Source organism: Micromonospora sp. DT47 (genome assembly GCF_049844475.1).
In the GTDB taxonomy this organism is placed as follows: Bacteria; Actinomycetota; Actinomycetes; order Mycobacteriales; family Micromonosporaceae; genus Micromonospora.
On the sequence record NZ_JBNCLC010000029.1, the window covers coordinates 18,692 to 40,704 of the forward strand.

Genomic DNA, 22,013 nt, shown 5'->3' on the forward strand with positions numbered 1-22,013 from the left:
GGATACGAGTCCCCGTGGCCGCCCGGTCACGCCCGGTCGTCGGCCGGCCGGCGAGCCACCAGGTACGCCTGCGGGGTGGGCTCGGGGCGACCACAGAGCGTCTCCGGGCCGCGCCACATCCGGGCCTGGACCACCAGCCCGGCCTCGTGCAACAGGTCGGCCACCCGATCCGGGCGACGACGGTGGAAGACGAGCGAGACCGGTTCACCCCAGGCGTCGGTACGGTGCGCCGCCTCGTCGCCCTCCTGGAAGGCCAGCAGCACGTGCCCGCCCGGGGCGAGGACCCGGTGGAACTCGGCGAACACCCGGGGCAGCCGGTCGTCCGGGACGTGGATCACCGAGTACCAGGCGACCAGGCCGGCGAGCGTGCCGTCGGGCACGTCGAGGTCGAGCATCGACCCCTCGATGAACCGCAGGTCGGGATGGGCCTGGCGGGCCTGCGCCACCATGCCCGGCGAGAGGTCCAGGCCGGCGACGTCCAGGCCCAGGTCGCGCAGGTGGCCGGTGATCCGGCCGGGGCCGCAGCCGACGTCGAGCACCGGACCGCCGCCACCGGTCCGGACCACCTCGGCGAAGCCGGCCAGCACCGCCCGGTCCCACGGGCGGGTGGACAGTTCGTCCCGCAGCCGCCTCGTGTACTCGGCGGCCATGGTGTCGTACGAGGCGCGGGTGGTGGTGAGGAAGTCGGCTTCGATCATGGACGGGAACCCTACCGGGCGGGGTATCCGGCCACAGTGGATCCCACGACCCCTGCACCCGTTCACCTTTCGCGAGGTCCGCCGGCGTCGCCGTCGGACCCCACCCGCCCGGTGCCACCCACCGACGTGCCGACCCCGTCCAGGTCGTCCAGCCGGCGCAGCGCCGCCCGGGTGGCGTCCGGCCCGGCGGGCAGCAGCGGCAGCCGTACCGCCGGGGTCGGGATCCGGCCCCGCGCGTGCAGCACCGCCTTGACCACCGTGGGGTTGGGTCCGGCGAACAACGCCGCCGACAGGGTCGCCAGCCGGTGCCCGAGCTGCCGGGCCGGGACGGTCTGCCCGCCGCGCCAGAGCATGATGAGCTCGGCGAACCGGTCGGTGGCGAGGTGCGCCGACGACAGGATGCCGCCGTGGGCGCCCAGGGCGAGCAGCGGTGAGAGGAACACGTCGTCGCCGCCGAGCACCGCGAAGCCGGCCGGCGGGTCGGCGAGGAATGCGACCACGTCCCCGTCGATGCCGCCCACCGCGTACTTGACGCCGACGACCCCGGGGATCGCGGCCAGCCGGCGCAGCGCGTCGGCCGACAGCGACTGCCCGGTCCGGTAGGGGACGTGGTACGCGACCAGCGGCACCGGGCTGACCCGGGCCAGGTGGGCGAAGTGGGCGAGCACGCCCTCCTCACCCGGCCGGACGAACGGCGGCACCAGGCAGAGGGCGGCCGTCACCTCCGGGCGGTCGCCGAGGGCGCGCAGCGCGGCGACGGTGTCGGCGCCCACCAGCAGTCGGGCCGACCGCTGCCGGCACACCCCGGCGACGACGTCGACCACCCGCCGGCGCTCCGCGTCGTCGAGCGCGGACGGCTCGCCGGTGGTGCCGAGGGCGACGAGGCCGGCGGCCCCGTCGTCCAGCGTCCGGTGGGCGAGCGCCTCCAGGGCGTCCGCGGCGACCGCCCCGGAGTCGTCGAAGGGCGTGATCAGCGGGACGTGCAGACCGCTCAGCGTCATGACCCCAGCCTGCGCCCGATGACCGGGTAGGACCAGTTCGCGTTCCTCAACGAAATCGTAAGCTGAGCTTATGCTCGATGTCCGCCGCCTGCGCCTGCTGCGCGACCTGGCCCGGCTGGGAACCATCGCCGCGGTCGCCGAGGCGCACACCTACACGCCCTCCGCCGTCTCCCAGCAGTTGGCCGCCCTCCGGCGGGAGGCGGGCGTCCGGCTGCTGGAGCGCGACGGCCGGCGGGTGAGCCTCACCCCGACCGCCGCCGCGCTGGTCCGGCACACCGAAGTCGTCCTCGCCGCCCTCGAGGCGGCCGAGGCCACCCTCGCCGCCGCCCGGACCGGGCTGTCCGGGACGGTACGCATCGGCGCCTACCCGACCGCCGTCCCCACCCTGCTGCCGGCGGCCCTGGTGACGCTCGCCCGGGACCACCCCGCGCTCGACCTGATGGTCACCGAACTGGACCCGGTCGCCATGCCCGACGCGCTGCGCGACCGGCGGCTCGATGTGACCCTCTGGCACGACTACGACGTCGCGCCCGTCGCACCCGACCCGGCGCTGGACTCCACGCCCCTGCTCGAGGAGCCGGTGTTCCTCGCCCTGCCCGCCGACGTCGACGTCGACCCGCACGGTGAACCGATCCGCAGCGTCCGGGACACCGACTGGATCGTGGGCAGCCCGGGGACGCTCTGCCACACCGTGGTGGCGCACGCCTGCCAGCTGGCCGGCTTCACGCCCAGGGTGCGGCACCACGCCGACGACTTCACCGCCATGCTCGCCCTGGTCGGCGCCGGGCAGGGGGTGGCCCTGATCCCGCGGCTGGCCGTGTCGCGGCCACCGGCCGGGGTGCGACTCGTCCCGCTGCCGATCCGGCGGCGGACCCGGCTGGCGTACCGCCGGGGTGCCGGCGACCATCCGGCCGTCGCCGCCTGCGTCGCGGCGATCCGGGCCTCCACCGAGGCCGTCGTCGACACCTGGGCCGCGGCGGGATGACCGCTCCCCGCCCCCGCTACCGCGCGACCCCGGGACGGCGGACGTCGTGCACGTGGTGCGCGATGTCGTGCAGGAAGTAAACCGCGAAGGTCCGTACCGTGAAGACCGAGCCGTTGCTGCGCCGGCCCGGCCGGTCCCACTGGTCCACCCGCACGGCGTCGAAGGCCGCCGCGGTCGCCCCGGCCTCGGCGGCCAACTGATCGGCCACCTCCGCCGGCGCCTGGTGGAAGTAGTCCTCCTCGACGGCGGTCGCGTCCTGGTCCCAGTTCGGGAACATCGGGTCGTCCTGCCCGAGCATCAGCTCCAGCCGCCCGCGGAAGATGCGGCAGGTGTCCCGGACGTGGCAGGCGTACTCGACCGGGGACCACACGGTGGGCTCCGGACGCTCGGCGGCGTCGGCCCGGGAGAGCGCGTCGCGCCAGATCGGGACGGTGGCGCGGAGACGGTCGCCGGTGGTCGCCACGTCCTGCGGGGAGAACCACTCCGCGCACCCCTCGTCGATGACGAAGGTCCAGTCGGCCGTCTCGGGCGGGATGGCGGGCGGCTGCGGCATGGGAGGAGTCTGCCATCCGCGTCGGAGGAGGGACGCCGTGACGCACCCGGACCATCGGCGCTGAGGCACGGCCGGCCGCCCGATAGGGTGGCGTCGGCAGCAGGGCGTACGGGGTGTCGGGAGGTCGTCGTGTCCAGGGACACGGAGCGCAAGCTCGTCGCCTCCAACAAGAAGGCCCGCCACGACTACACGATCCTCAAGACGTACGAGGCGGGGATCGTGCTGGCCGGCACCGAGGTCAAGTCGCTGCGCGAGGGTCGGGTCTCGCTGGTCGACGCGTTCGCCCAGGAGCGCGACGGCGAGATCATGCTGTACGGCCTGCACATCGCCGAGTACGGCTACGGCACCTGGACCAACCACCAGCCCCGGCGGACCCGCAAGCTGCTGCTGCACCGGGTGGAGATCGCCCGGATCCTGGAGAAGCTGCGCGACGGCGGGATCACCCTGGTCCCCCTGTCGATGTACTTCAGCAACGGCTGGGCCAAGGTCGAGATCGGCCTGGCCCGGGGCAGGAAGTCGTACGACAAGCGCCAGGCGCTCGCCGAGCGGGACGCCAACCGGGAGATCGCCCGCGAGCTGGGCCGCCGACTCAAGGGCCGCCGCCCCGCCTGATCAGCACCGCCCCGCGCCGCGCCACCGTTCAACAAGACTTCTTGTACATCATGTCTTGTGGGTCTAGCCTGACGGCATGCCGGAGGACGAGTCGACCCTGCACCTGACCGACCCGCGCGCCATGCGCGCCCTGGCCCACCCCACCCGGCTGCGCCTCCTCGGCGAGCTGCGGGTGCGTGGCCCGCAGAGCGTCGGGATGCTCAGCGAGATCGTCGGCGAGGCGGTCGGCTCGGTCAGCTACCACCTGGGCAAGCTCGCCGAGCACGGCTTCGTGACGGAGGCCCCCGAACACGCGCGCAACCGCCGCGAGCGGTGGTGGCGGGCGGCGCACTCCCGCACCAACTGGGAGCCGGTCGAGATGCTGGCCGACCCGGAACGCAAGCTCGCCTCCGACCTGCTGCGCCGCGCCGCCTTCCAGCGGTACGTGGAGCGGTTCCAGAACTATCTGGAGTCCGAGGCCACCCTCGACCCCGAGTGGGTGCGCGGCACCACGAGCAGCGACCAGATCATGCACCTCACCCCGGACGAGCTGATGGAGCTGCGCACCGAACTCATGGAGCTGGGCGCCCGCTGGCGGGCACGCGGCAACCCCGACCGGCCCGACGCCCGCACCGTCACGCTGATCTGGCAGGCGTACCGGGGGCCGCAGTGAACGCCGCGCCGCGTCGGTGGGCACCCCTGTTCGGCCTGCTCACCGGCCACACGGTCTCGCTCACCGGCAATATGCTCACGTTGATCGCGCTGCCCCTCTACGTGCTGGCCGAGACCGGCTCACCGACGGCCACCGGCCTGACCGGGGCGTTCGCCACCGCCCCCGTCGTGCTGGGCGGCGCCTTCGGTGGCGTGCTCGTCGACCGGATCGGCTACCGGCGGGCCAGCGTCCTGGCCGACCTGGTCTCCTGCGCGACGGTGGCCGCCGTACCGCTGCTCGACGCCACCGTCGGGCTGCCGTTCTGGGGGCTGCTCGCCCTGGTCTTCGCCAGCGGACTGCTGGACACGCCCGGGCAGACCGCGCGGACCGCACTGCTGCCGGAGGCGGCGACCGCCGCCGGGCTGCCCATCGAGCGGGCGATCGGCTGGTTCGAGGCCACCGAACGCGGCGCCCGCCTGATCGGCGCGCCCGTCGCCGGCCTGCTGGTCGCCGCGATCGGCGCGCTGCCCGTGCTGGCGGTCGATGCGGCGACCTTCGCGGTCTCGGCGCTGGCCGTCGCGCTGCTGGTGCCCCGCAACATGCGACCCGCCGAGGCGGCCGGCGCGGAATCCCGCGGCTACTGGCGGGACTTCGCCGCCGGCCTGCGCTTCCTGGTCCGCGAACCGCTGCTGCGCGCGGTGGTGCTGCTGATCCTGGTGACGAACCTCTTCGACGCGACCAAGTCCAGCGTGCTGCTGCCGATCGTCGCCGAACGGGAACTCGGCGGCCCCACCGCGTTCGGTCTGCTGGTCGGGGCGATGGGCGGCGGCGCTCTGGTCGGCTCGCTGCTGTTCAGCGCGATCGGTCACCGGCTGCCCCGCCGCGCCACCTTCGTCACCGCCTTCGCGATCGCCGGCGGCCCGCCGTTCTGGGCGCTGGCCGCCGCCCCACCGCTGCCCGTGGTGGTCGCGGTCTTCGCGGTGGCCGGATTTGCCGCCGGGGCGATCAACCCGCTTATCGGGGCGGTCAAGCTGGAGCGGGTGCCCGCGCACATGCGGGCCCGGGTCTACGGGGTCGTCGGCGCCGGCGCCTGGGCCGCCATGCCGCTCGGCGCGCTCGGCGCCGGCCTGGCCGCGGACCGGTTCGGCACCACCGCCACCCTGCTCACCGTCGGCACCTGCTACCTGCTTGTGGTGCTGACCCCGCTGCTCGGCGGCCCGTGGCGGCGGATGGGCCGGCCGGAGACCGAGCGGGACAAGCGTCCGGACCTGGCCAGCGCCCCGACCTGAGCACCCGCCCGCGCCGGGCGTGCGGGCCGGGCACTGGCGGCCGGAGCGGTCAGGCGGCCAGCGCGGCGCTGATCGCGCGCACCTGCTCCGGCGCGATCGAGACCCAGAACCGCCCGTCGTGGCAGCCGGTGGAGATGCGCACCACGCCCGGGTCGGGCAACCGGTCCCGCCATGCGCGCACCGCCGGGGTGAACGGGTCGTCCGCGCCGATCGCCACCCGCAGCGGCAGCCCGGCGAACTCCCGCGCGCGGGCCACCACGTCGTAGCGGTCCCACTCCCCCGGCGAGTCGTACGCGCCGGGGTTGACCGCGCGGGCGTCGGCGTAGGAGTGGAAGATCGCCGGCGAGGTGGCGACCACGGCCCGGAACAGCTCGGGACGGATCAGCGCGCAGAGCAGCGCGCCGTAGCCGCCCATCGACCAGCCGGCCACCGCGACCCGCTCGGTGCGCAGCCCCCGCGACGCCAGCAGCGGCAGGAACTCTCCGGTCAGCATCGCCAACGGGTCGTCGTCCGGGTGCGGGTGCCAGTACCCGTCGCCGCCGTCCACGGCGGCCAGCGCGAACGGGCGGCGCCGGCACGGACCGCGCCGGCGATGAACGCCGGATAGTCGCCGTTGCCCACCGCTGCCGCCGCGTCGCTGGCGTACCCGTGCAGGGCGAGGCAGACCGGTAGCCGGGCGCCGGGCGTGTACCCCGGCGGGTAGGACAGCGCGAAGGAGACCTCCCGGCGTCGCGCCGCGGAGCGGAAGGTGCCGCCGATCCGCGGTCCGGGCGCGGCCCGCAGGCCGTCGGGCGGAGCCTCGGCCGCGCACCGGCCGAGCGCCTGGTTCAGCACGGACCTGCCGGGCAGCACGCGCGCGTCGACCAGGGCGACGCCGCCGGCGGCGGCGCCGAGCGCGGCACCCATCCAGGTGAGCGCGCGGCGTCGGGTGATCGGCACCCGGTCACGGTAGACGCCGGTCCGGCGCGCGGTCCCGCGCCGGGCGGGGCCGGGCGGGCTGTTCCGCCCGGTCCGGCATAGACTCGCGGCATGAGGCTGACAGCGTGACCAGCGGATCATCCGTGCCACCGGGTCACGTCTGCTGGACCTTCGACGACCTGGCCGTCTTCGACGCCCGGGCACAGCGGTTCCTCCTCGCCGGCCTCGACGCCGGCGAGCGGGTCCTCTACGTCACCGCCGAGCCGGAGGACGTCGCCGTCGCACGGTGGCGGGCCGTCCCGCGGCTGCGCGAGGCGCTGCGCGCCGGCGCGGCGGAGGTGGTGTCGGTGCCCGGCACCTACGGCGAGGAGTACGTCGTCGACCCGGCCACCCAGGTCGCCACCTACGCCGCGCTGACCGACGCGGCCCTCGCCGACGGCCACACCGGCCTGCGGGTGGCCGCCGACGCGACGACGCTGGTGGTCACCGCCGAGCAGCGCGACGCCTTCACACGCTACGAACACCTGGTCGACCGGTTCATGCGCGTCCGGCCGATGTCCGCCGCCTGCGGGTACGACCGGCGGGTGCTGGACGACCGGGCGATCGAGGAGCTGGCCTGCCTGCACCCGGCGTCCGACCCGGGCGCCACCCTGTTCCACCTGTACGCCGGGCACGACGACCTGGTCCTCACCGGCGAGCTGGACACGTCCAACCACGACACCTTCGCCACCGCGCTGACCCACGCCGACGCCGGCGACGGGACCGGTGAGCTGGTGGTACGCGCCGACGAGCTGCGGTTCATCGACTATCGGAACCTGGTGCACCTGCACCGGCACGCCGAGCGTCGCGGCGGGACCGTGGTCCTGCGCACCGCGCTGGCGCCCGCCGCCCGGCTGGTCGAGCTGCTGGGGCTGTCGCGGATCCGGGTGGAGGTGGCCTTGTGAGGACCGGCGCGGCCGCCGGGCACCACGGGTACTACCACGAGGCCGTCTGCTACGGCTCCGACGAGGAACTCCTCGCGGTCGTGCTGCCCTTCCTGCGCGGCGGGGTGTCCGCCGGCGAACCGACGCTGGTGGCCTTCGGCGAGCGCAACACCGCGCTCGTGCGCTCGGCACTGGGCCCCGACTCCGGGGTGTCGTTCGTCGGTGGGGGCGACGTGTACGCCCGGCCGACGGCGGCGATCAGGTCGTACCGGCGGCTGCTGGCCGACCACGTGGCCGCCGGGGCGGGGCAGATCCGGATCATCGGTGAGCTGCCACCGTCCGCGTTCGGCCCCACCTGGGACTGGTGGGCCCGCTACGAGTCGGCGATAAACCACGCGTACGACGACTACCCGCTCTGGAGCATGTGCGCGTACGACACCCGGACCACCCCGGCCGCGATGCTGGCGGACGTGGCCCGCACCCACCCGCGTACGGCCATGCCGGACGGGCGGCACGTGCCGAACGAGGTCTACACCGCGCCCGAGGCGTACCTGCGGGAGAACCGGCCGATGGTGCCGGACCCGTTGCAGGCGACCGCCCCGGCCGTCGAGCTGGACGACCCGACACCGGCGCAGGCCCGCGAGGCGGTGCACGAGGCCGGTCGTGGCCGACTGAAGGTCGACGACGTGGACGACCTGGCCGTAGCCGTGAGCGAGGTGGTGACCAACGCGCTGCGGCACGGGCTGCCGCCGGTGCGATTGCGGCTCTGGACCGGCGAGGACCGGATCGTGGTGACGGTCGAGGACGGTGGTGGCGGGCCGAGCGACCCGTACGCCGGCCTGCTCCCCGCACGGGGCGCGGCCGCTGGCGGTCTCGGGTTGTGGATCACCCACCAGTCCTGCAACCACGTCGCGATGCATCGGGGAGCTGACGCCTTCACCCTGCGGCTGACCGCCGGCAACCCACACTTCGCGCTCTGACCCGCGGCGGCCGACCCGGCCTGCGCCACGGCGGGTCAGTCGCGCAGCAGGTCCGCGTGGACGGCGCGCAGCCGGTCGACCGCCCGGTCGCTGCCCGGCGGCACCCGCCGGTCCAGCTCGGCCCAGGCCTCGGCGAGGGCGGCGGTGACCGCGCGCAGCTCGGCGGCGTGCCGGCGGGCACCCTGCCGATGCGCCTCCTCCAGACGGCGGGCCCACCCGGCGGTGACGGCGGCGAGCCGCTCGCCGTCGGCGCGTGCCTGCGCGGCGGTGCGGGCGGCGGCGGCGGCTGGCACGATCGCGGCGACCGGACGGGGATCGCCGTCGCGGGTGACCAGGGTGACCGTGTCGGTCAGCTCGGCCATCGCGATCAGTTGGGTCAGCCGGGTGCGCAGCTCGCGCAGCGGCACGGAACGGGGTCGACCACTGTGGTGGGTCAGCGCGGGGGCAGCCATGACGCCATGCTGCGGTCCGGGTACGACATTTACCGCCGTGACGCTGTCGTCCACCGCCGACGGGACCGGCCACCGCGATGGAAGCGTCGACGGCCGCGCCCACCGTGGGGGCGGGGTGGGCGGCGGCCCACCCCGCCCCGGCCGGTCAGCTCGCCTGCAGGGTCACGTCGTCGAGGACGAAGCTGGTCTGCAGGGACGAGTCCTCGGTGCCGGTGAACTTGAGGGTGACGGTCTGGCCGGCGTACGCGCCGACGTTGAACGAGCGCGGCAGGTAGCCGCTGGCGGCGTTGAGGTTCGAGTACGTCGCCAGGGTGGTGGTGCCGACCTGGACGGTCAGCTTGTCGTACGCCGTGCCGGTGGTGGTCTCCGCGGTGTCGATGTGCAGGTGGAAGGCAAGGGTGTAGGTCGAGCAGCCGGCCGGCACGGTCACCGGCTGGGAGAGCGTGTCGGTGTGGGTGCTGCCGTACCCGTCCAGCCACGCCTTGTACGAGCCGGTCCGGGCCGGCTGGCTGGTCGAGTTGGTGATCACGCCCGAGGTGGCGGTCCACGGCGTGCTGCCGGACTCGAAGCTGCTGTTGCCGATCACCTGGCCGCCGGAGCAGCCGCCGGTGCCGGTCACGGTGAGGCTGTAGGTGGCGGTGCGGGTGACCGACCCGGTGCCGGTGACCGTGATGGTGAAGGTGCCGGTGGTGGTGGTCGACGAGGCGCTGACGGTCATGGTGGCGGAGCCGCCCGAGGTGACCGAGGACGGGCTGAACGACACCGTCACGCCACTGGGCGCGCCGGAGGCGCTCAGCGCCACCGTCTGCGCGCTGCCGCTGGTGGTGGCGGTGCTGACCGCGGCGGTGGTGGACGCGCCCCGGGCGACGCTGCCGGAGGTCGGGCTCACCGACACCGAGAAGTCGTTGGTCGGGGTGCCGGTGCCCACCGCGAGCTGCCAGATGGCGTACGCGACGCCGTCGGCGCTGCGGTTGAGCACGGTGGCGTTGATGTTGCTGGTGGTGTCGCAGGAGCGGTGGTAACAGCCGTCGTACGCGGCGCCGGCGGTGCCGCCCCACTTGGCGGCCTGGGTGCTGGTCTTGCGGGCGCTGGCGCCGGCGGCGTACCCGGAGGTCGGGATGCCGCCCTGCTGGAACGAGTAGTCGTCCGAGCGGCCCTGGCCCTCGACGTTCTCCTCCGGCTGGAGGCTCAGCGAGTCCCAGTACGCCTTCAGCGGCGCCGCGGTGGTGGAGGTGATGCGGTTGATGAAGTAGCCGCCGTTGGGCGAGCCGACCATGTCGAAGTTGTGGTAGCTCTTGATGTAGCTCTTCTGGGTGGCGCTGAGCGAGTTGACGTAGAACTCGGAGCCGTTGAGCCCCTGCTCCTCGTCGGTCCACCAGGCGAACCGGACCCGCTTGGTCATGGTCGGGTTCTGCTGGGCCAACACCAGCGCGTTCTCCAGCAGGGTGGCCGAGCCGGAGCCGTTGTCGTTGATCCCCGGGCCGGCGGAGACGCTGTCCAGGTGGGCGCCGAACATGACGACCTGGTCGGCGGGGCCGTTCGGCCACTCGGCGATCAGGTTGTTCGACGGGTACGTGCAGTTCGAGCAGTACTGCTCGGTGACCGTGTAGCCGGCGGCCTGAAGCTTGGTCCTGAGGTAGCTGACCGAGGCGGTGTAACCGGCCGAGCCGGCCCGCCGGGTGCCGCCGTTGTTGGTGGCGATGGTGTTGAGCTGGGTCAGGTGGGCCTGGACGTTGGTCACCGAGATGTCCGGTGCGGCGAGTGCGACGGCCGGGGCGGCCGCCGGCCGGGCCGTCGTGGTGGCCGAGGCCGGTTGCGCGGCCAGGGTCATCGTCACCGCGGTGAACACGGCGAGGGCGATGCCCTTGGTCGGCGTGCTGCGTCTCATGCGAGCTCCTCGTGGGGGTCGACGGGGCGTGACCGGGGGTGACCGGATCCGTGACGGAGGTCTGATCGGGGTGAGCGGGACCCCCGCGACCCGGGGTGGGGCCGCGACGGTCACACCGGGCAATGAAACACTTACATATATCAATCTTCCGGTCAACCGGCCGAGCGATGTCACAATCCCGCCCGCTCCGGCGCACCCGCGGTCGGCGCCGGCGGCCGCGCGGAGGGTCCGCGACGACCTGCGCGCCCTCGCCGAGGCGGACCCCGCCCGACCGGCCCGACCCGACGCACCGGAGCCCGCCCGATCGGCCCGACCGGGCACACCGGCTGCCGCCCGGGAGACCGGACCCGGCGCACCGGTCGCCGCCCGGTCGGGGCTTGGCGCGCCGGTCCGGGACCGCGAGGAGGACGGCGCGACCGCCGCCAGCCTCCTCCCGGCCCGACCCGACCCTCGCTGACCGGCGACGACACCGGCCACCGACACCACCGGCAGCGGTAACCTCCGCGTGTACACACCACGCGTATACACGCTGTGTATAGTCGCCGGCATGTCCATCGGTCAGACCTTCCTCGGCCTGCTGGAAGCAAGCCCCCGGCACGGCTACGACATCAAGCGTTTCTACGACGAACGCTTCGGCCACGCCCGCCCCCTCGCCTACGGCCAGGTCTACGCCACCCTGTCCCGGCTGCTGCGCGGCGGCCTCGTCCAGGTCGAGGCGGTCGAGCCCGGCGAGGGACCGGACCGCAAGCGGTACGCGATCACCGACGCCGGCGTCACCGACGTACGGCAGTGGCTGTCCACTCCGGAGAAGCCCGAGCCGTACCTGCAGAGCACCCTCTACACCAAGGTCGTCCTCGCCCTGCTCACCGGACGCGACGCGGCCGACCTGCTGGACGTGCAGCGCGCCGAGCACCTGCGGCTGATGCGGGAGCTGACCCGCCGCAAGCGCGACGGCGACCTCGCCGAGCAGCTGATCTGCGACCACGCCCTGTTCCACCTCGAGGCCGACCTGCGTTGGCTGGAGCTGACCGCCGCGCGCCTCGACGAGCTGGCCGCGCAGGTGCGCCGATGAGCGCCACCCCGCTGCTGGTCGCCGAGGACCTGCACCGCCGCTTCGGCGAGACCGTGGCACTGGCCGGCGCCTCCCTGCGCGTCGACCCGGGCGAGGTCGTCGCGGTGATGGGCTCGTCCGGCTCCGGCAAGTCCACCCTGCTGCACTGCCTCGCCGGCATCGTCCGCCCGGACGGCGGTCGGGTCCGGTTCGACGGGCGGGACCTGGCCACGCTCTCCGACGCCGAGCGCAGCGCGCTGCGCCGCGAGGCGTTCGGGTTCGTGTTCCAGTTCGGCCAGCTGGTGCCCGAGCTGACCTGCCTGGAGAACGTCGCGCTGCCGCTGCGGCTGGCCCGCATCGGCCGCCGCGAGGCCGAACGGCGCGCCCTCGACCAGCTGACCCGGCTGGAGGTCGCCGACGTGGCCGGCAAGCGGCCCGGCGAGGTCTCCGGCGGCCAGGGGCAGCGGGTGGCGGTGGCCCGGGCGCTGGTCACCCGACCGCGGGTGGTCTTCGCCGACGAGCCGACCGGCGCGCTGGACTCGCTCAACGGCGAGCGGGTGATGCGGCTGCTCACCGAGGCCGCCCGGGAGACCGGCGCCGCGGTGGTGCTGGTGACCCACGAGGCGCGGGTTGCCGCGTACTCGGATCGGGAGGTCGTGGTGCGCGACGGCCGCACCCGCGACCTGGAGCCGGTCGCGTGAGCCCGCTGCGGCGGTGCCGCGGCGCGGCGGCCGACCTGGTGATGGGCGCCCGGATGGCGGTCACCGGCGGGCGGGACGGCTGGACCCGGGCGGTGCTCACCGCCCTGGGCGTGGGCATCGGCGTGGCGCTGCTGCTGCTCGCCGCGTCCGTGCCCGGGGCGCTGCAGGCCCGGCAGGCGCGCGGCGACGCCCGCGACGACCTGCGCATGGGCGGGCAGCTCGCCGCGGCCGCCGACACGCTGCTGGTGTCCCCCGTGGACACCGAGTTCCGCGGCCGTCCGGTACGCGGCCGGCTGGTCCACCCGGAGGGGCCTGACGCGCCCGTCCCGCCGGGGCTGACCGCGCTGCCCGCGCCGGGCGAGGTGGTCGCCTCCCCCGCCCTGCGGGACCTGCTCGACTCCCCGGACGGCGCGCTGTTCGCCCCCCGGCTCACCGGGGCGCGGGTGACCGGCACGATCGCCGACCAGGGGCTTTCCGGCCCCCGTGAGCTGGCGTTCTACCTGGGCAGCGACCGGCTGAGCACGGAGCAGGGCGCGACCCGGCTGGACGCCTTCGGCGGCGGGCTGCCCGGCGAGGGCTTCGGCCCCGTGCTGATGCTGCTGGTGTCGGTCATCTTCGTCGTCCTCCTGCTGCCCATCGCCGTGTTCCTCGGCGCCGCGGTCCGCTTCGGCGGCGAGCGCCGCGACCGGCGGCTCGCCGCGCTGCGCCTGGTCGGCGCGGACGCGGCGATGGTCCGGCGGATCGCCGCCGGCGAGGCGGCCACCGGCGCGCTGCTCGGCGTCGCGGTCGGCGGGCTGCTCTTCGCCGCCGGCCGCCAACTCGTCCCGCTGGTCACCCTCTGGGACATCAGCGTGTACGCCGCGGACGTCCGCCCACCGCTGCCCCTGGTGGCGATCGTCGCCCTCGCCGTACCGGCGCTCGCCGTGCTGGTGGCGATGGTGGCGCTGCGCGCGGTCGTGGTCGAGCCGCTCGGGGTGACCCGGCGCGGCACACCGGTCCGCCGGCGGCTCTGGTGGCGGCTGCTGCTGCCCGCCACCGGAGCGGCCCTGCTGCTGCCGCTCACCGGCCTCCGCTCCGGCGGCGCCGACGTCACCCGGTGGCAGGTGCCGACGGGCGCGGTGCTGCTGCTCGTCGGCACGGTCGCCCTGCTGCCCTGGGTCACCGAGCTGCTGGTACGCCGGCTGCGCGGCGGGCCGGTGGCGTGGCAGCTCGCGGTCCGGCGGATGCAGCTGGACACCGCCACCTCCGCCCGGCTGGTCAACGGCATCGCCGTCGCGGTGGCCGGCACCATCGGCCTGCAGATGCTCTTCGCCGGGGTGGCCCGCGACTTCACCACCGTCACCGGCCAGGACCCCTCCCGAGCGCAGCTGCAGGTGCAGCTGGCCGCCCGTCCGGACGCGGCCGAGGCGGCCCGTCTTCTCGGCGCGGCGACCGGGGTCACCGGCGTGACCAGCACCCTGGTCACGGTGGCCGCCCTGGACGGGACGGATCGCGCCGCCACCGAGCTGCGGATCGGCGACTGCGCCGTGCTGGCCGAGTTCGCCCGGATCGACCGGTGCGCCGACGGCGACGTCTTCCTGGTCCCCTCCCCGGACGGCGGCGCGGTCACCGTCACCCCGGGCACCCGGCTGACCGTCGACGGAACGGCCCGGTGGCGGGTGCCCCCCGGCGCCCGGGCGGTGCCGTCCCGGCCGGACCCCGCCGGCTGGGAGAACGGCGGGGTGCTGCTCACCCCGGGCGCCGCCGCCGGGACCACGTTCGGCCCGCTGCGCGCGGACACCTTCCTCCGGCTCGACCCGGAGGTCCCCGACGCGGTGGAGCACGTCCGCAACGCGGTCGCCGCCGCCGACCCGACGGCGCACGTCAGCGTCCTCTCCGGCACCATCGAGGACGGGCGGTTCACCGACGTGCGCCGGGGGCTGTACATCGGCGTGGTGGTCACCCTCCTGCTGATCGGGGTGAGCATGCTGGTCGGCACGCTGGAGCAGCTGCGCGAGCGTCGTCGGCTGCTGGCCATGCTGGTGGCCGTGGGCACCCGACGGGCCACGCTCGGCTGGTCGGTGCTCTGGCAGACCGCCGTGCCGGTGCTGGTCGGGCTGGGCCTGGCGGTCGTCTTCGGCCTCGGATTCGGCGCCGCCCTGCTGCGGATGGTGCAGGCACCGGTGACCGTCGCCTGGCCGGTGGTCGGGCTCTCGGTCGCGCTCGGCGCGGCGACGGTGCTGCTGGTCACCGGGTTGAGCCTGCCCGTGCTCTGGCGGCTGACCCGCCCGGACGGGCTGCGTACCGAGTGACCGGGACCGGGCCGCTCCCCGCGGCGGGGGCGGCCCCGGGCAGGATGGGGTCATGCGCCTGGTGTCCCTGCTCCCCTCCGCCACGGAGATCGTCTACGCCCTCGGCCTCGGCGACGACCTGGTCGGGGTGACCTTCGAGTGTGAGGTGCCGGCCGCCGGCCGGGCCGGAAAGACCGTCGTGGTCGGCGGCACGGACACCCGGGGGATGACGCCGGGCGAGATCGACGCGCACGTCCGCGCGCAGCTCGCCGCCGGCGCCGACCTCTACACCCTGCACGCCGACGCGCTCGCCGGCCTCGACCCGGAGCTGATCCTCACCCAGGACCTGTGCCGGGTCTGCGCGCTGCCCTCGGGGCACGTCTCCGACGCCCTGGACCACCTGGGCTGCCGCGCCGACGTGCTCTCGCTCGACCCGTACACCCTGGACGAGGTGCTGGAGAGCATCCTCGCGGTGGGCGCGGCGGCAGGCGTACCGGATCGGGCCCGGGCCCTGGTGGGCGTGCTGCGGGACCGGCTCGCGGCGGTCGCGGCGGCGATCGCCGGCCGTCCCCGGCCCCGGGTGGCGGTGGTGGAGTGGACCGACCCGCCGTTCACCGCCGGGCACTGGATCCCCGACCTGGTCCGCGCCGCCGGCGGCGAGCCGGTGGCCACCCGGCCGGGCGCCCGCTCGGTGCAGGTGCCCTGGTCCGAGCTGCGCGACGCGGCCCCGGACGTCGTGCTGGTCACCCCCTGCGGCTTCCGCCTCGACGGCGCGGTGGCACAGGCCGCCACCGTCGCCCCGCGGTTCCCCGGCACGCCGGTCTGGGCGGTCGACGCGGACGCCCTGATCGTCCGCCCGGGTCCGCGTCTGGTCGACGGCGTCGAGGCGATCGCCGCCGTGCTGCACCCGGACGCGGCGCCCGCCGCGCCGGCCGGCGCGGTCGCCCGGGTGGCCTGAGCCGTCCGGACCGGGCGCGGCCCCGTCGGCCGGACCGCCGGGAGCGCCGCTGTCAGCCGGCGCCGGCGATGAGCGCCTCCGCCGACGTGGTCCGGGCGTAGAGCAGGAAGCGGCCGACCCGGTGGGTGCTCACCAGACCGGCGTCACGCAACGCGGTGAGGTGCGCCGAGACCGTCCCGGGGGCCAGCTCGCAGCGCCGGGCCAGCTCGGTCGTCGAGGTCGGCACGGCCAGCTCGTGCAGCAGGGTGGCCCGGGTACGCCCCAGCACCCCGCTCAGCGCCTGCCCCGGCGGCGTCGCGGCGCGCTCCCACAGGGTCGCCACCGCCGCGGCCGGGTAGCGCAGCGTGGGCTGACCGGACCCCCCGATCAGGTTGGAGAACGGGCGCGGCCAGGTGAAGACCGACGGCACCAGCAGCACCCCGCGACCGTCCAACCGCACCGAACCGGAGGTGGTGACGTGGTCGACGCGCAACGTGCCGTCGTGCCAGGAGACGTACCGGTCGAGGTGGTTGAGCAGGCCGTGCACCCCGTCGTCGGCCATCCGGCGGGCCCCGACCAGCACCTCCCGCTCCAGCAGCGTCCGCATCCGCGGCCAGTACGGGGCCAGCGCGACCTCGGCATAGGCGCGGATCTGCCCGGCGAGCCGGACCAGCCCCGCCTCGGGGTCGGCGTGCAGGGCGGCCAGCCGCGGCGTCCGCGGCACCGGGTCCCGGTCGAGGCAGGCGCGGACCACGTCCGGCGGGGTGGCGGTGAGGGCGGCCAGCTCCAGGTCGAGGGTGGGCTGCGAGGTGGTCGGCGGTGGGCAGACGAAGGACGGGATGACCACCGTGGGCACCGGCACCAGGTCGGCGAAGAGTCCCCAGTCCAGCGCGGCCAGCTCCGCTCCGACCCGGCGCGCCCAGGGCAGGTGGACCGGGAAGTGGCCCGGCTCCTTGACCACCCGCACGCTGGCCACCGCCTCCCACAGCGGCGACACCGCGAACCTGGTGTTGGCCAGGTCCGCCACCGACAGCGCGGCGTGCAGCACCCCTCGTCCCCCGTCCGTTCGCCCCACGCGGATTAGCCCTCAGCCGAATTCATCGACCGCTGCCGGACGCCCGGGGCATGGTGACCGGCATGGCCACCGACACGCGCCCGACCTCCCGCTGGTCCCGCGCCTTCCGTCAGTTGTACGCCGTCAGCGTCGTCGGCAGCATCGGCCAGCAGGTGGTCCTGCTGGCGGTGCCGGTGCTCGCCGTCGCCGTCCTGCACGCCACTCCCGGACAGGTGGGGTTGCTCGGCGTGCTGGGCACCGCCGCCTTCCTGCTGATCGGCCTACCCGCCGGGGTGTGGGTGGACCGGGCGGACCGCCGTACCGTCATGATCGGCGCCGATCTGGTCCGGGCCGCGCTGTTCGCCTCGGTTCCGGTGGCCTGGTGGGCCGGCTGGTTGACCATCGGGCAGCTCTACCTGGTGGTCCTGCTCACCGGTGCCGCCACGGTCTTCTTCGACGTCGCCGAGCAGAGCTACCTGCCGGCGGTGGTCGGCCGGGAGCGGCTGGTGGCGGCGAACTCGGTGCTGATGAGCACCGGCGCCACCGTCCAGATCGGTGGCCGGGCGCTCGGCGGTTTCCTGGTACAGCTGCTCTCCGCGCCGCTGGCCCTGGTCCTCAACGCGGGCGCGTACCTGGTCTCCGCGGTCATCCTGAGCCGGCTGCGGTCCGACGCCGGGCCGGCCCGGGACGCCGACCGGCACGGCGACGGCTTCGGGCGGCAGCTCGGCGAGGGGGTACGCCACGTCCTGGGCAGCCCGCTGCTCCGGCCCCTGGCGCTCTCGCTGGCCAGCATCAACCTCACGGTCAACCTGATGACCACCATGCTTCCGGTGGTCTTCCTGCGCGAACTGGGCCTCGGCGCCGGCGCGCTCGGGCTGTTCCTCGGTGCGGGCGGGGTCGGCGCGCTGCTCGGCGCGTTGACCGCCCGACCGCTGGCCGACCGGATCGGCCACGGTCGGGCGCTCTGGCTGCCCGGGCTGATCGTGGCGCCGCTGGGCGCGCTGGTGCCGCTGGTCGACACCGGGCCGGCGCTCTGGCTGGCCGCGCTCGGTTGGTCGGCCATCGCCTGGCGCACCGGGATCGGCAACGTGATCGGCGTCAGCCTGCGGCAGCGCTGCACCCCGGACGCCCTGCTCGGGCGGATGAACGCGGTGTTCCGCTTCCTGCTCTTCGGGGCGATCACGGTCGGTGCCGCGCTCTCCGGCCTGCTCGGCCAGTGCGTCGGCGTGCGCACCACGCTCTGGGTCGGCGCCGGCAGCGCGGCCCTGACCTGGCTGCCGGTGTTCTGCTCCCCACTGCGCAGGCTCACCGAACCGCCGGCCCTCCCCGCACCGGACGGCTCACCGCTCGTCCACGCGGCACGCGACTAACTGTTACTGCCGTGTTACCCGACGGCGAGACCACTGTGGCACTCCCGCCCGACCGTCGACCTCAACGGACGCCTCGACGCAGGCGACCGAGTGACACAGGGAGGACATGATGGGATCCAGGAAGACACTGGCCGCGCTCGCGGTGCTGATCACCGGTCTGCTGGTGACCGCGACGGCACCCGCTGTCGGCGCGGTGGCCGGCCGCCCGGCGGCCGCGTCGCGCACGCTGGCCACGACCGCCGCGCCGTACTGCGGCATCACCTGGGGCAGCACCGCGAAGTCGGGCGGCGCGTTGAGCACCGCGTCGCTGCTGACCACCCGCACCGGGCGGCACGACTGCTGGGACCGGCTGGTCTTCGAGTTCAACGGCTCGGCCAAGGGCTTCTCCGTCGCCTACGGCGAGACGTGGACCGAGGGGCAGGGGCTGGCGCTGTCGCCGTACACCGCGGGTGGGGCTTTGCTGCGGGTGACGCTGCGCGAGCCGGCGATCAGCTACCCGTACCGGTCCGGGCAGCACGTGGCCACCGTGGTGGGCTACCGGACGCTGCGGGACGTGGTGTACGGCGGGACGTTCGAGGGCTACAGCACCTTCGCCGTCGGCGTACGGGCGAAGCTGCCGTTCCGGGTGTTCGTACTCGCCGGCCCCGGCACGCACAGCCGGATCGTGCTCGACGTCGCCCACCAGTGGCAGCAGTGACCGCCCGTCGGGACGGGGGCACGGCGCCGACCGGCCCCCGTCACCGGCCGTTGCGGCAGGGCCGGCCCGCACACCCTCGGGACTACTCTGAGGAGGTCATGGACGGCCGCGTGCTGCTGATCGAGGACGATGCCTCCATCCGGGAGGTCACCGCCCTCGGTCTGCGCCGGGCCGGCTTCTGGGTCAGCACCGCGGTCGACGGGCGCGCCGCCCTCGCCGCCTGGCGGGCCCAGCCCGTCGACCTGCTCGTGCTGGACGTGCTGTGGAACCACTCCCACCTCGGCGACTCCCGGCTGGTCGACGTGGCGATGCAGCGGCTGCGGGCCACAGTGGAGGACGACCCGGCCGCACCCCGGCCGATCCGCACCGTACGCGGGGTCGGCTACCAGCTCTCCACCGGTTGACAGGGGGATGTGATGGCCACGGGCGCCGTACCGCCGGGGCGTCTCCGACGCCGGTTGACGGTGGCGTTCGTCCTGGTCGCCGGGATCTCCGCCGGGGTGCTCGCCGGCGGGTCGTACCTGATGCTCCGGCAGGCCCGGCTGGACGGCTCGGTGCAGCGGGCGGCGGCCGACGCCCGCTACCAGCTGGTGCTGGCCGGGCAGTTCGTCCCGCTGACCGACGGCCGCCGGGCCGAACTGCTGGCCAGCTTCGAGGGCAGCGGGCGGCACGTGCTGCTGGTCGCCGGGGACACCGAGGCGTCCAACCCGGCGTACGACCCGCGCCCCGGCCGCGAGCTGCGCGACGCCGTCGCGCAGGGGCAGCTCGGGTACGAGCGCTCCGGCGGCGACGGTCGACCGCACCTGCTGGTGGTGGGCGGCCGGATTCCCGGCTCCACCGCCGAGCTGTACGCGGTCACCGACGAGGACGACCTGATGGGCGGCCTGGAGCAGCTGCGCACCGCGCTGGCCATCAGCTGGGTGGCGGTGGTGACCCTCGCCGCGGTCGTCGGCCACACCCTGGCCCGGCGCACCCTCGAACCGGTGGGTCGGGCCAGCACGGCGGCCCGGGCGGTGGCCGAGGGGCTGCTGGCCACCCGGCTGCCGGTCCGCGGCCGGGACGAGTTCAGCGACTGGGCCGCCGCGTTCAACGAGATGGCGCAGGCGTTGCAGAACAAGATCGACGACCTGTCCCGTGCCGAGGCGCGGGAACGGCGGTTCACCGCGGACGTCGCGCACGAGCTGCGTACCCCGGTCACCGCCCTGGTGGCGGCGGCCTCGCTGCTGGCCGACCAGCTCGACGCGCTGCCCGGCGACGCCCGGCGCGCCGCCGAGCTGCTGGTGGCGGACGTGGTGCGGCTGCGCGCCCTGGTCGAGGAGCTGATGGAGATCTCCCGGCTGGACGCGGGGCGGGAACCGCTCGCCGTCGGGTTGGTCCACGCGCTCGGCCTGCTGCGCGACCTGGTCGACGCACACGGCTGGTCGGATCGGGTGCGGGTGGACGGCGACGCAGTCACGGTCCGCACCGACCCGCGCCGGCTGGAGCGGGTGCTGGCCAACCTGGTCGGCAACGCCGTCGCGCACGGCGAGGGCGAGCTGCGCGCGCGGGTCACCGTCGCCGGCCCGCTGCTGGTGTACGAGGTGAGCGACCAGGGGCCGGGCATCGCCCCCGAACACCTGCCGCACCTGTTCGACCGGTTCTACAAGGCCGACCCGGCCCGCTCCGGTCGGGGCAGCGGGCTGGGCCTGGCCATCGCCCGGGAAAACGCCCGGCTGCTCGGCGCCCGGCTCACCGTCCAGAGCATCCTCGGCGTCGGCACCACGTTCCGGCTGGCACTGCCCATGGACGGTGCCCCGTGAAGCGACTCGCCGTCCTGCTCACCACCGTCGCGCTGCTGGCCGCCGGCTGCGCCGACCCGCGCTCGGGCACCCTCGGACCGGCCCCCACCGCCGCGCCGCCACCCGCGGCGCCGACCGCCGCCACACCGGCCACCGTCCCGACCACCGCACCGGCCCGGACCACCGGCCCGCCGCCCACCCCCGCCTCGCCGGCTCCCCGGCCGCCCACCGCCCGCACCGCGACGCCGGACCCGACCGGCACCGTCGCCCTGCAACTCTGGTTCGTCCGCGACGGCACCGTCGCGCCGACCCGGCGCAACCGGCCCGCCACCGTCGCCACCTCCCGCCTGGCGCTCACCGAACTGGCCGCCGGCCCCACCCCGGCGGAGGCGGCCACCGGCCTGGCCACCCTGATCCCGGCCGGCGTCGAGGTGGCCCGGATCGCCGACGGCACCGCCACCGTCGTCCCGCCCGCCTCCTTCGCCGACCCGGATCCCCGGACGCTGCGGCTGCGGCGGGCCCAGGTGGTCTGGACCCTCACCCAGTTCCCCACCGTGCGCCGGGTCGCCTTCACCGGCGGGACGAGCGACGTCGTCCTGGCCCGGTCCGACCTGGCCGACCTGCTGGCGCCGATCGTCGTCACCGAACCGGCCGTCGGGCAACGGGTCGCCGGAACGGTCACCGTCGCCGGCACCGCCGACGTGTACGAGGCCACCGTCTCGGTCCGGGTCCTCGACGGCGCTGGCCGGGTGGTCGGCGCCGGCTTCACCACCGCCACCTGCGGCAGCGGCTGCCGCGGCGACTACCGGACCACGGTGGCGTACCGACTGGCCGCGCCGGGAGGCGGCGCGATCGAGGTGTACGAGGTCTCGCCGCGCGACGGCTCCCGCCAGCACGTGGTGACCATTCCGGTCGTCCTTGCCGCCACCACCTGATCAGCCCACCGGCACCGCCGTACACATGGCTGCCCCGGGCGAGAGCAAACCGGCGAGGCAGCTACGCAGCCGCCAAGGTGAGGCGGCCGGCCGCCGGCGAAGTTGACCCTCCTATTCCCGCCAAGTGGGTGAGTTCAGGCGTTTGCGAGCAGATGTGTGGGTGGGGGCGTAGTCGATCTTCCAGTCGGCGTAGACGCCGAGGGTGTCGTCGGCGAGGCAGTGTAGGCCGACGCTCATGAATGACTGCTGTCTCATCGGGTACGCGGGCTGCGATACGCGAGGGATACAAG

General features: G+C 75.1%; 24 protein-coding genes. 15 read left to right on the forward strand and 9 right to left on the reverse strand.

Going from position 1 to position 22,013, the window contains the following annotated elements; translation table 11 throughout:
- Positions 1-26: 26 nt before the first annotated feature.
- Entirely contained in the window at positions 27-698 is a 672-nt protein-coding gene (locus ACLQ2U_RS28960; RefSeq protein WP_425754073.1) for a class I SAM-dependent DNA methyltransferase, read from the reverse strand.
- 62 nt (positions 699-760) lie between these two features.
- Positions 761-1,699, reverse strand: coding sequence for a dihydrodipicolinate synthase family protein (locus ACLQ2U_RS28965; protein WP_425754074.1), 939 nt, complete (start codon positions 1,697-1,699; stop codon positions 761-763).
- Positions 1,700-1,769: 70 nt separating this feature from the next.
- Here ACLQ2U_RS28965 and ACLQ2U_RS28970 point away from each other — a divergent pair, with 70 nt between their 5' ends.
- Positions 1,770-2,684, forward strand: coding sequence for a LysR family transcriptional regulator (locus ACLQ2U_RS28970; RefSeq protein WP_425754075.1), 915 nt, complete (start codon positions 1,770-1,772; stop codon positions 2,682-2,684).
- A gap of 16 nt (positions 2,685-2,700) precedes the next feature.
- Here the strand turns inward: ACLQ2U_RS28970 and ACLQ2U_RS28975 are convergent, their stop codons facing one another.
- A complete protein-coding gene (locus ACLQ2U_RS28975) occupies positions 2,701-3,237 on the reverse strand; it encodes a DinB family protein (RefSeq protein WP_425754076.1) in 537 nt (178 codons plus the stop codon).
- Between the two features lie 129 nt (positions 3,238-3,366).
- Between ACLQ2U_RS28975 and smpB the strand changes: the two genes are divergently transcribed.
- From smpB to ACLQ2U_RS28990, 3 genes are all read left to right on the forward strand, one after another.
- Positions 3,367-3,849: an SsrA-binding protein SmpB gene (smpB, locus tag ACLQ2U_RS28980; protein WP_425754077.1), complete on the forward strand. Its 483-nt coding sequence runs from the start codon at positions 3,367-3,369 to the stop codon at positions 3,847-3,849.
- Between the two features lie 76 nt (positions 3,850-3,925).
- The gene (locus ACLQ2U_RS28985; protein ID WP_425754078.1) at positions 3,926-4,501 is read left to right on the forward strand and encodes an ArsR/SmtB family transcription factor; all 576 of its coding nucleotides are present in this window, start codon (positions 3,926-3,928) and stop codon (positions 4,499-4,501) included.
- A complete protein-coding gene (locus tag ACLQ2U_RS28990) occupies positions 4,498-5,769 on the forward strand; it encodes an MFS transporter (RefSeq protein ID WP_425754079.1) in 1,272 nt (423 codons plus the stop codon). Before ACLQ2U_RS28985 ends, ACLQ2U_RS28990 begins: the two co-directional genes overlap by 4 nt.
- 49 nt (positions 5,770-5,818) lie before the next feature.
- Here ACLQ2U_RS28990 and ACLQ2U_RS28995 read toward each other — a convergent pair whose 3' ends face one another.
- Together ACLQ2U_RS28995 and ACLQ2U_RS29000 are read right to left on the reverse strand one after the other, a co-directional pair.
- Positions 5,819-6,262, reverse strand: a complete 444-nt coding sequence (locus tag ACLQ2U_RS28995; protein ID WP_425754080.1) for an alpha/beta hydrolase-fold protein — start codon at positions 6,260-6,262, stop codon at positions 5,819-5,821.
- Positions 6,256-6,708 carry a hypothetical protein gene (locus ACLQ2U_RS29000; RefSeq protein ID WP_425754081.1) on the reverse strand — a complete coding sequence of 151 codons (453 nt, stop codon included), beginning with the start codon at positions 6,706-6,708 and terminating at the stop codon, positions 6,256-6,258. The genes ACLQ2U_RS28995 and ACLQ2U_RS29000 overlap by 7 nt, the downstream gene beginning before the upstream one ends.
- A gap of 104 nt (positions 6,709-6,812) precedes the next feature.
- Between ACLQ2U_RS29000 and ACLQ2U_RS29005 the strand changes: the two genes are divergently transcribed.
- Complete coding sequence (locus tag ACLQ2U_RS29005) at positions 6,813-7,631, forward strand: MEDS domain-containing protein (RefSeq protein ID WP_425754082.1); 819 nt, start codon at positions 6,813-6,815, stop codon at positions 7,629-7,631.
- Positions 7,628-8,590, forward strand: coding sequence for an anti-sigma factor RsbA family regulatory protein (locus tag ACLQ2U_RS29010; RefSeq protein WP_425754083.1), 963 nt, complete (start codon positions 7,628-7,630; stop codon positions 8,588-8,590). The genes ACLQ2U_RS29005 and ACLQ2U_RS29010 overlap by 4 nt, the downstream gene beginning before the upstream one ends.
- Positions 8,591-8,625: 35 nt before the next feature.
- Here the strand turns inward: ACLQ2U_RS29010 and ACLQ2U_RS29015 are convergent, their stop codons facing one another.
- Complete coding sequence (locus ACLQ2U_RS29015) at positions 8,626-9,042, reverse strand: type II toxin-antitoxin system Phd/YefM family antitoxin (protein ID WP_425754084.1); 417 nt, start codon at positions 9,040-9,042, stop codon at positions 8,626-8,628.
- A gap of 145 nt (positions 9,043-9,187) precedes the next feature.
- Positions 9,188-10,930: a M28 family peptidase gene (locus ACLQ2U_RS29020; protein WP_425754085.1), complete on the reverse strand. Its 1,743-nt coding sequence runs from the start codon at positions 10,928-10,930 to the stop codon at positions 9,188-9,190.
- A gap of 547 nt (positions 10,931-11,477) precedes the next feature.
- Between ACLQ2U_RS29020 and ACLQ2U_RS29025 the strand changes: the two genes are divergently transcribed.
- The 4 genes from ACLQ2U_RS29025 to ACLQ2U_RS29040 are packed head-to-tail and all read left to right on the forward strand — an operon-like array spanning position 11,478 to position 15,910.
- Positions 11,478-12,002: a PadR family transcriptional regulator gene (locus tag ACLQ2U_RS29025; RefSeq protein ID WP_425754086.1), complete on the forward strand. Its 525-nt coding sequence runs from the start codon at positions 11,478-11,480 to the stop codon at positions 12,000-12,002.
- Complete coding sequence (locus ACLQ2U_RS29030) at positions 11,999-12,682, forward strand: ABC transporter ATP-binding protein (protein ID WP_425754087.1); 684 nt, start codon at positions 11,999-12,001, stop codon at positions 12,680-12,682. The genes ACLQ2U_RS29025 and ACLQ2U_RS29030 overlap by 4 nt, the downstream gene beginning before the upstream one ends.
- Entirely contained in the window at positions 12,679-14,973 is a 2,295-nt protein-coding gene (locus ACLQ2U_RS29035) for an FtsX-like permease family protein (RefSeq protein ID WP_425754088.1), read from the forward strand. Before ACLQ2U_RS29030 ends, ACLQ2U_RS29035 begins: the two co-directional genes overlap by 4 nt.
- Before the next feature lie 52 nt (positions 14,974-15,025).
- Positions 15,026-15,910: an ABC transporter substrate-binding protein gene (locus ACLQ2U_RS29040; RefSeq protein ID WP_425754089.1), complete on the forward strand. Its 885-nt coding sequence runs from the start codon at positions 15,026-15,028 to the stop codon at positions 15,908-15,910.
- A gap of 52 nt (positions 15,911-15,962) precedes the next feature.
- Here the strand turns inward: ACLQ2U_RS29040 and ACLQ2U_RS29045 are convergent, their stop codons facing one another.
- Entirely contained in the window at positions 15,963-16,937 is a 975-nt protein-coding gene (locus ACLQ2U_RS29045; RefSeq protein WP_425754090.1) for a DUF5937 family protein, read from the reverse strand.
- An 89-nt stretch (positions 16,938-17,026) separates the two neighbouring features.
- On the opposite strand from ACLQ2U_RS29045, the gene ACLQ2U_RS29050 reads away from it, so the two are divergent.
- From ACLQ2U_RS29050 to ACLQ2U_RS29070, 5 genes are all read left to right on the forward strand, one after another.
- A complete protein-coding gene (locus ACLQ2U_RS29050; RefSeq protein ID WP_425754091.1) occupies positions 17,027-18,313 on the forward strand; it encodes an MFS transporter in 1,287 nt (428 codons plus the stop codon).
- 109 nt (positions 18,314-18,422) lie between these two features.
- Positions 18,423-19,010, forward strand: a complete 588-nt coding sequence (locus tag ACLQ2U_RS29055) for an AMIN-like domain-containing (lipo)protein (RefSeq protein ID WP_425754092.1) — start codon at positions 18,423-18,425, stop codon at positions 19,008-19,010.
- Between the two features lie 98 nt (positions 19,011-19,108).
- Positions 19,109-19,414, forward strand: a complete 306-nt coding sequence (locus ACLQ2U_RS29060) for a winged helix-turn-helix domain-containing protein (protein ID WP_425754093.1) — start codon at positions 19,109-19,111, stop codon at positions 19,412-19,414.
- Between the two features lie 12 nt (positions 19,415-19,426).
- Complete coding sequence (locus ACLQ2U_RS29065; RefSeq protein ID WP_425754094.1) at positions 19,427-20,809, forward strand: ATP-binding protein; 1,383 nt, start codon at positions 19,427-19,429, stop codon at positions 20,807-20,809.
- Positions 20,806-21,723 (forward strand): Gmad2 immunoglobulin-like domain-containing protein, encoded by a 918-nt coding sequence (locus ACLQ2U_RS29070; RefSeq protein ID WP_425754095.1) that lies wholly within the window; start codon positions 20,806-20,808, stop codon positions 21,721-21,723. The genes ACLQ2U_RS29065 and ACLQ2U_RS29070 overlap by 4 nt, the downstream gene beginning before the upstream one ends.
- A gap of 111 nt (positions 21,724-21,834) precedes the next feature.
- Here ACLQ2U_RS29070 and ACLQ2U_RS29075 read toward each other — a convergent pair whose 3' ends face one another.
- A complete protein-coding gene (locus ACLQ2U_RS29075; protein ID WP_425754096.1) occupies positions 21,835-21,960 on the reverse strand; it encodes a hypothetical protein in 126 nt (41 codons plus the stop codon).
- Between the last annotated feature and the right edge of the window lie 53 nt (positions 21,961-22,013).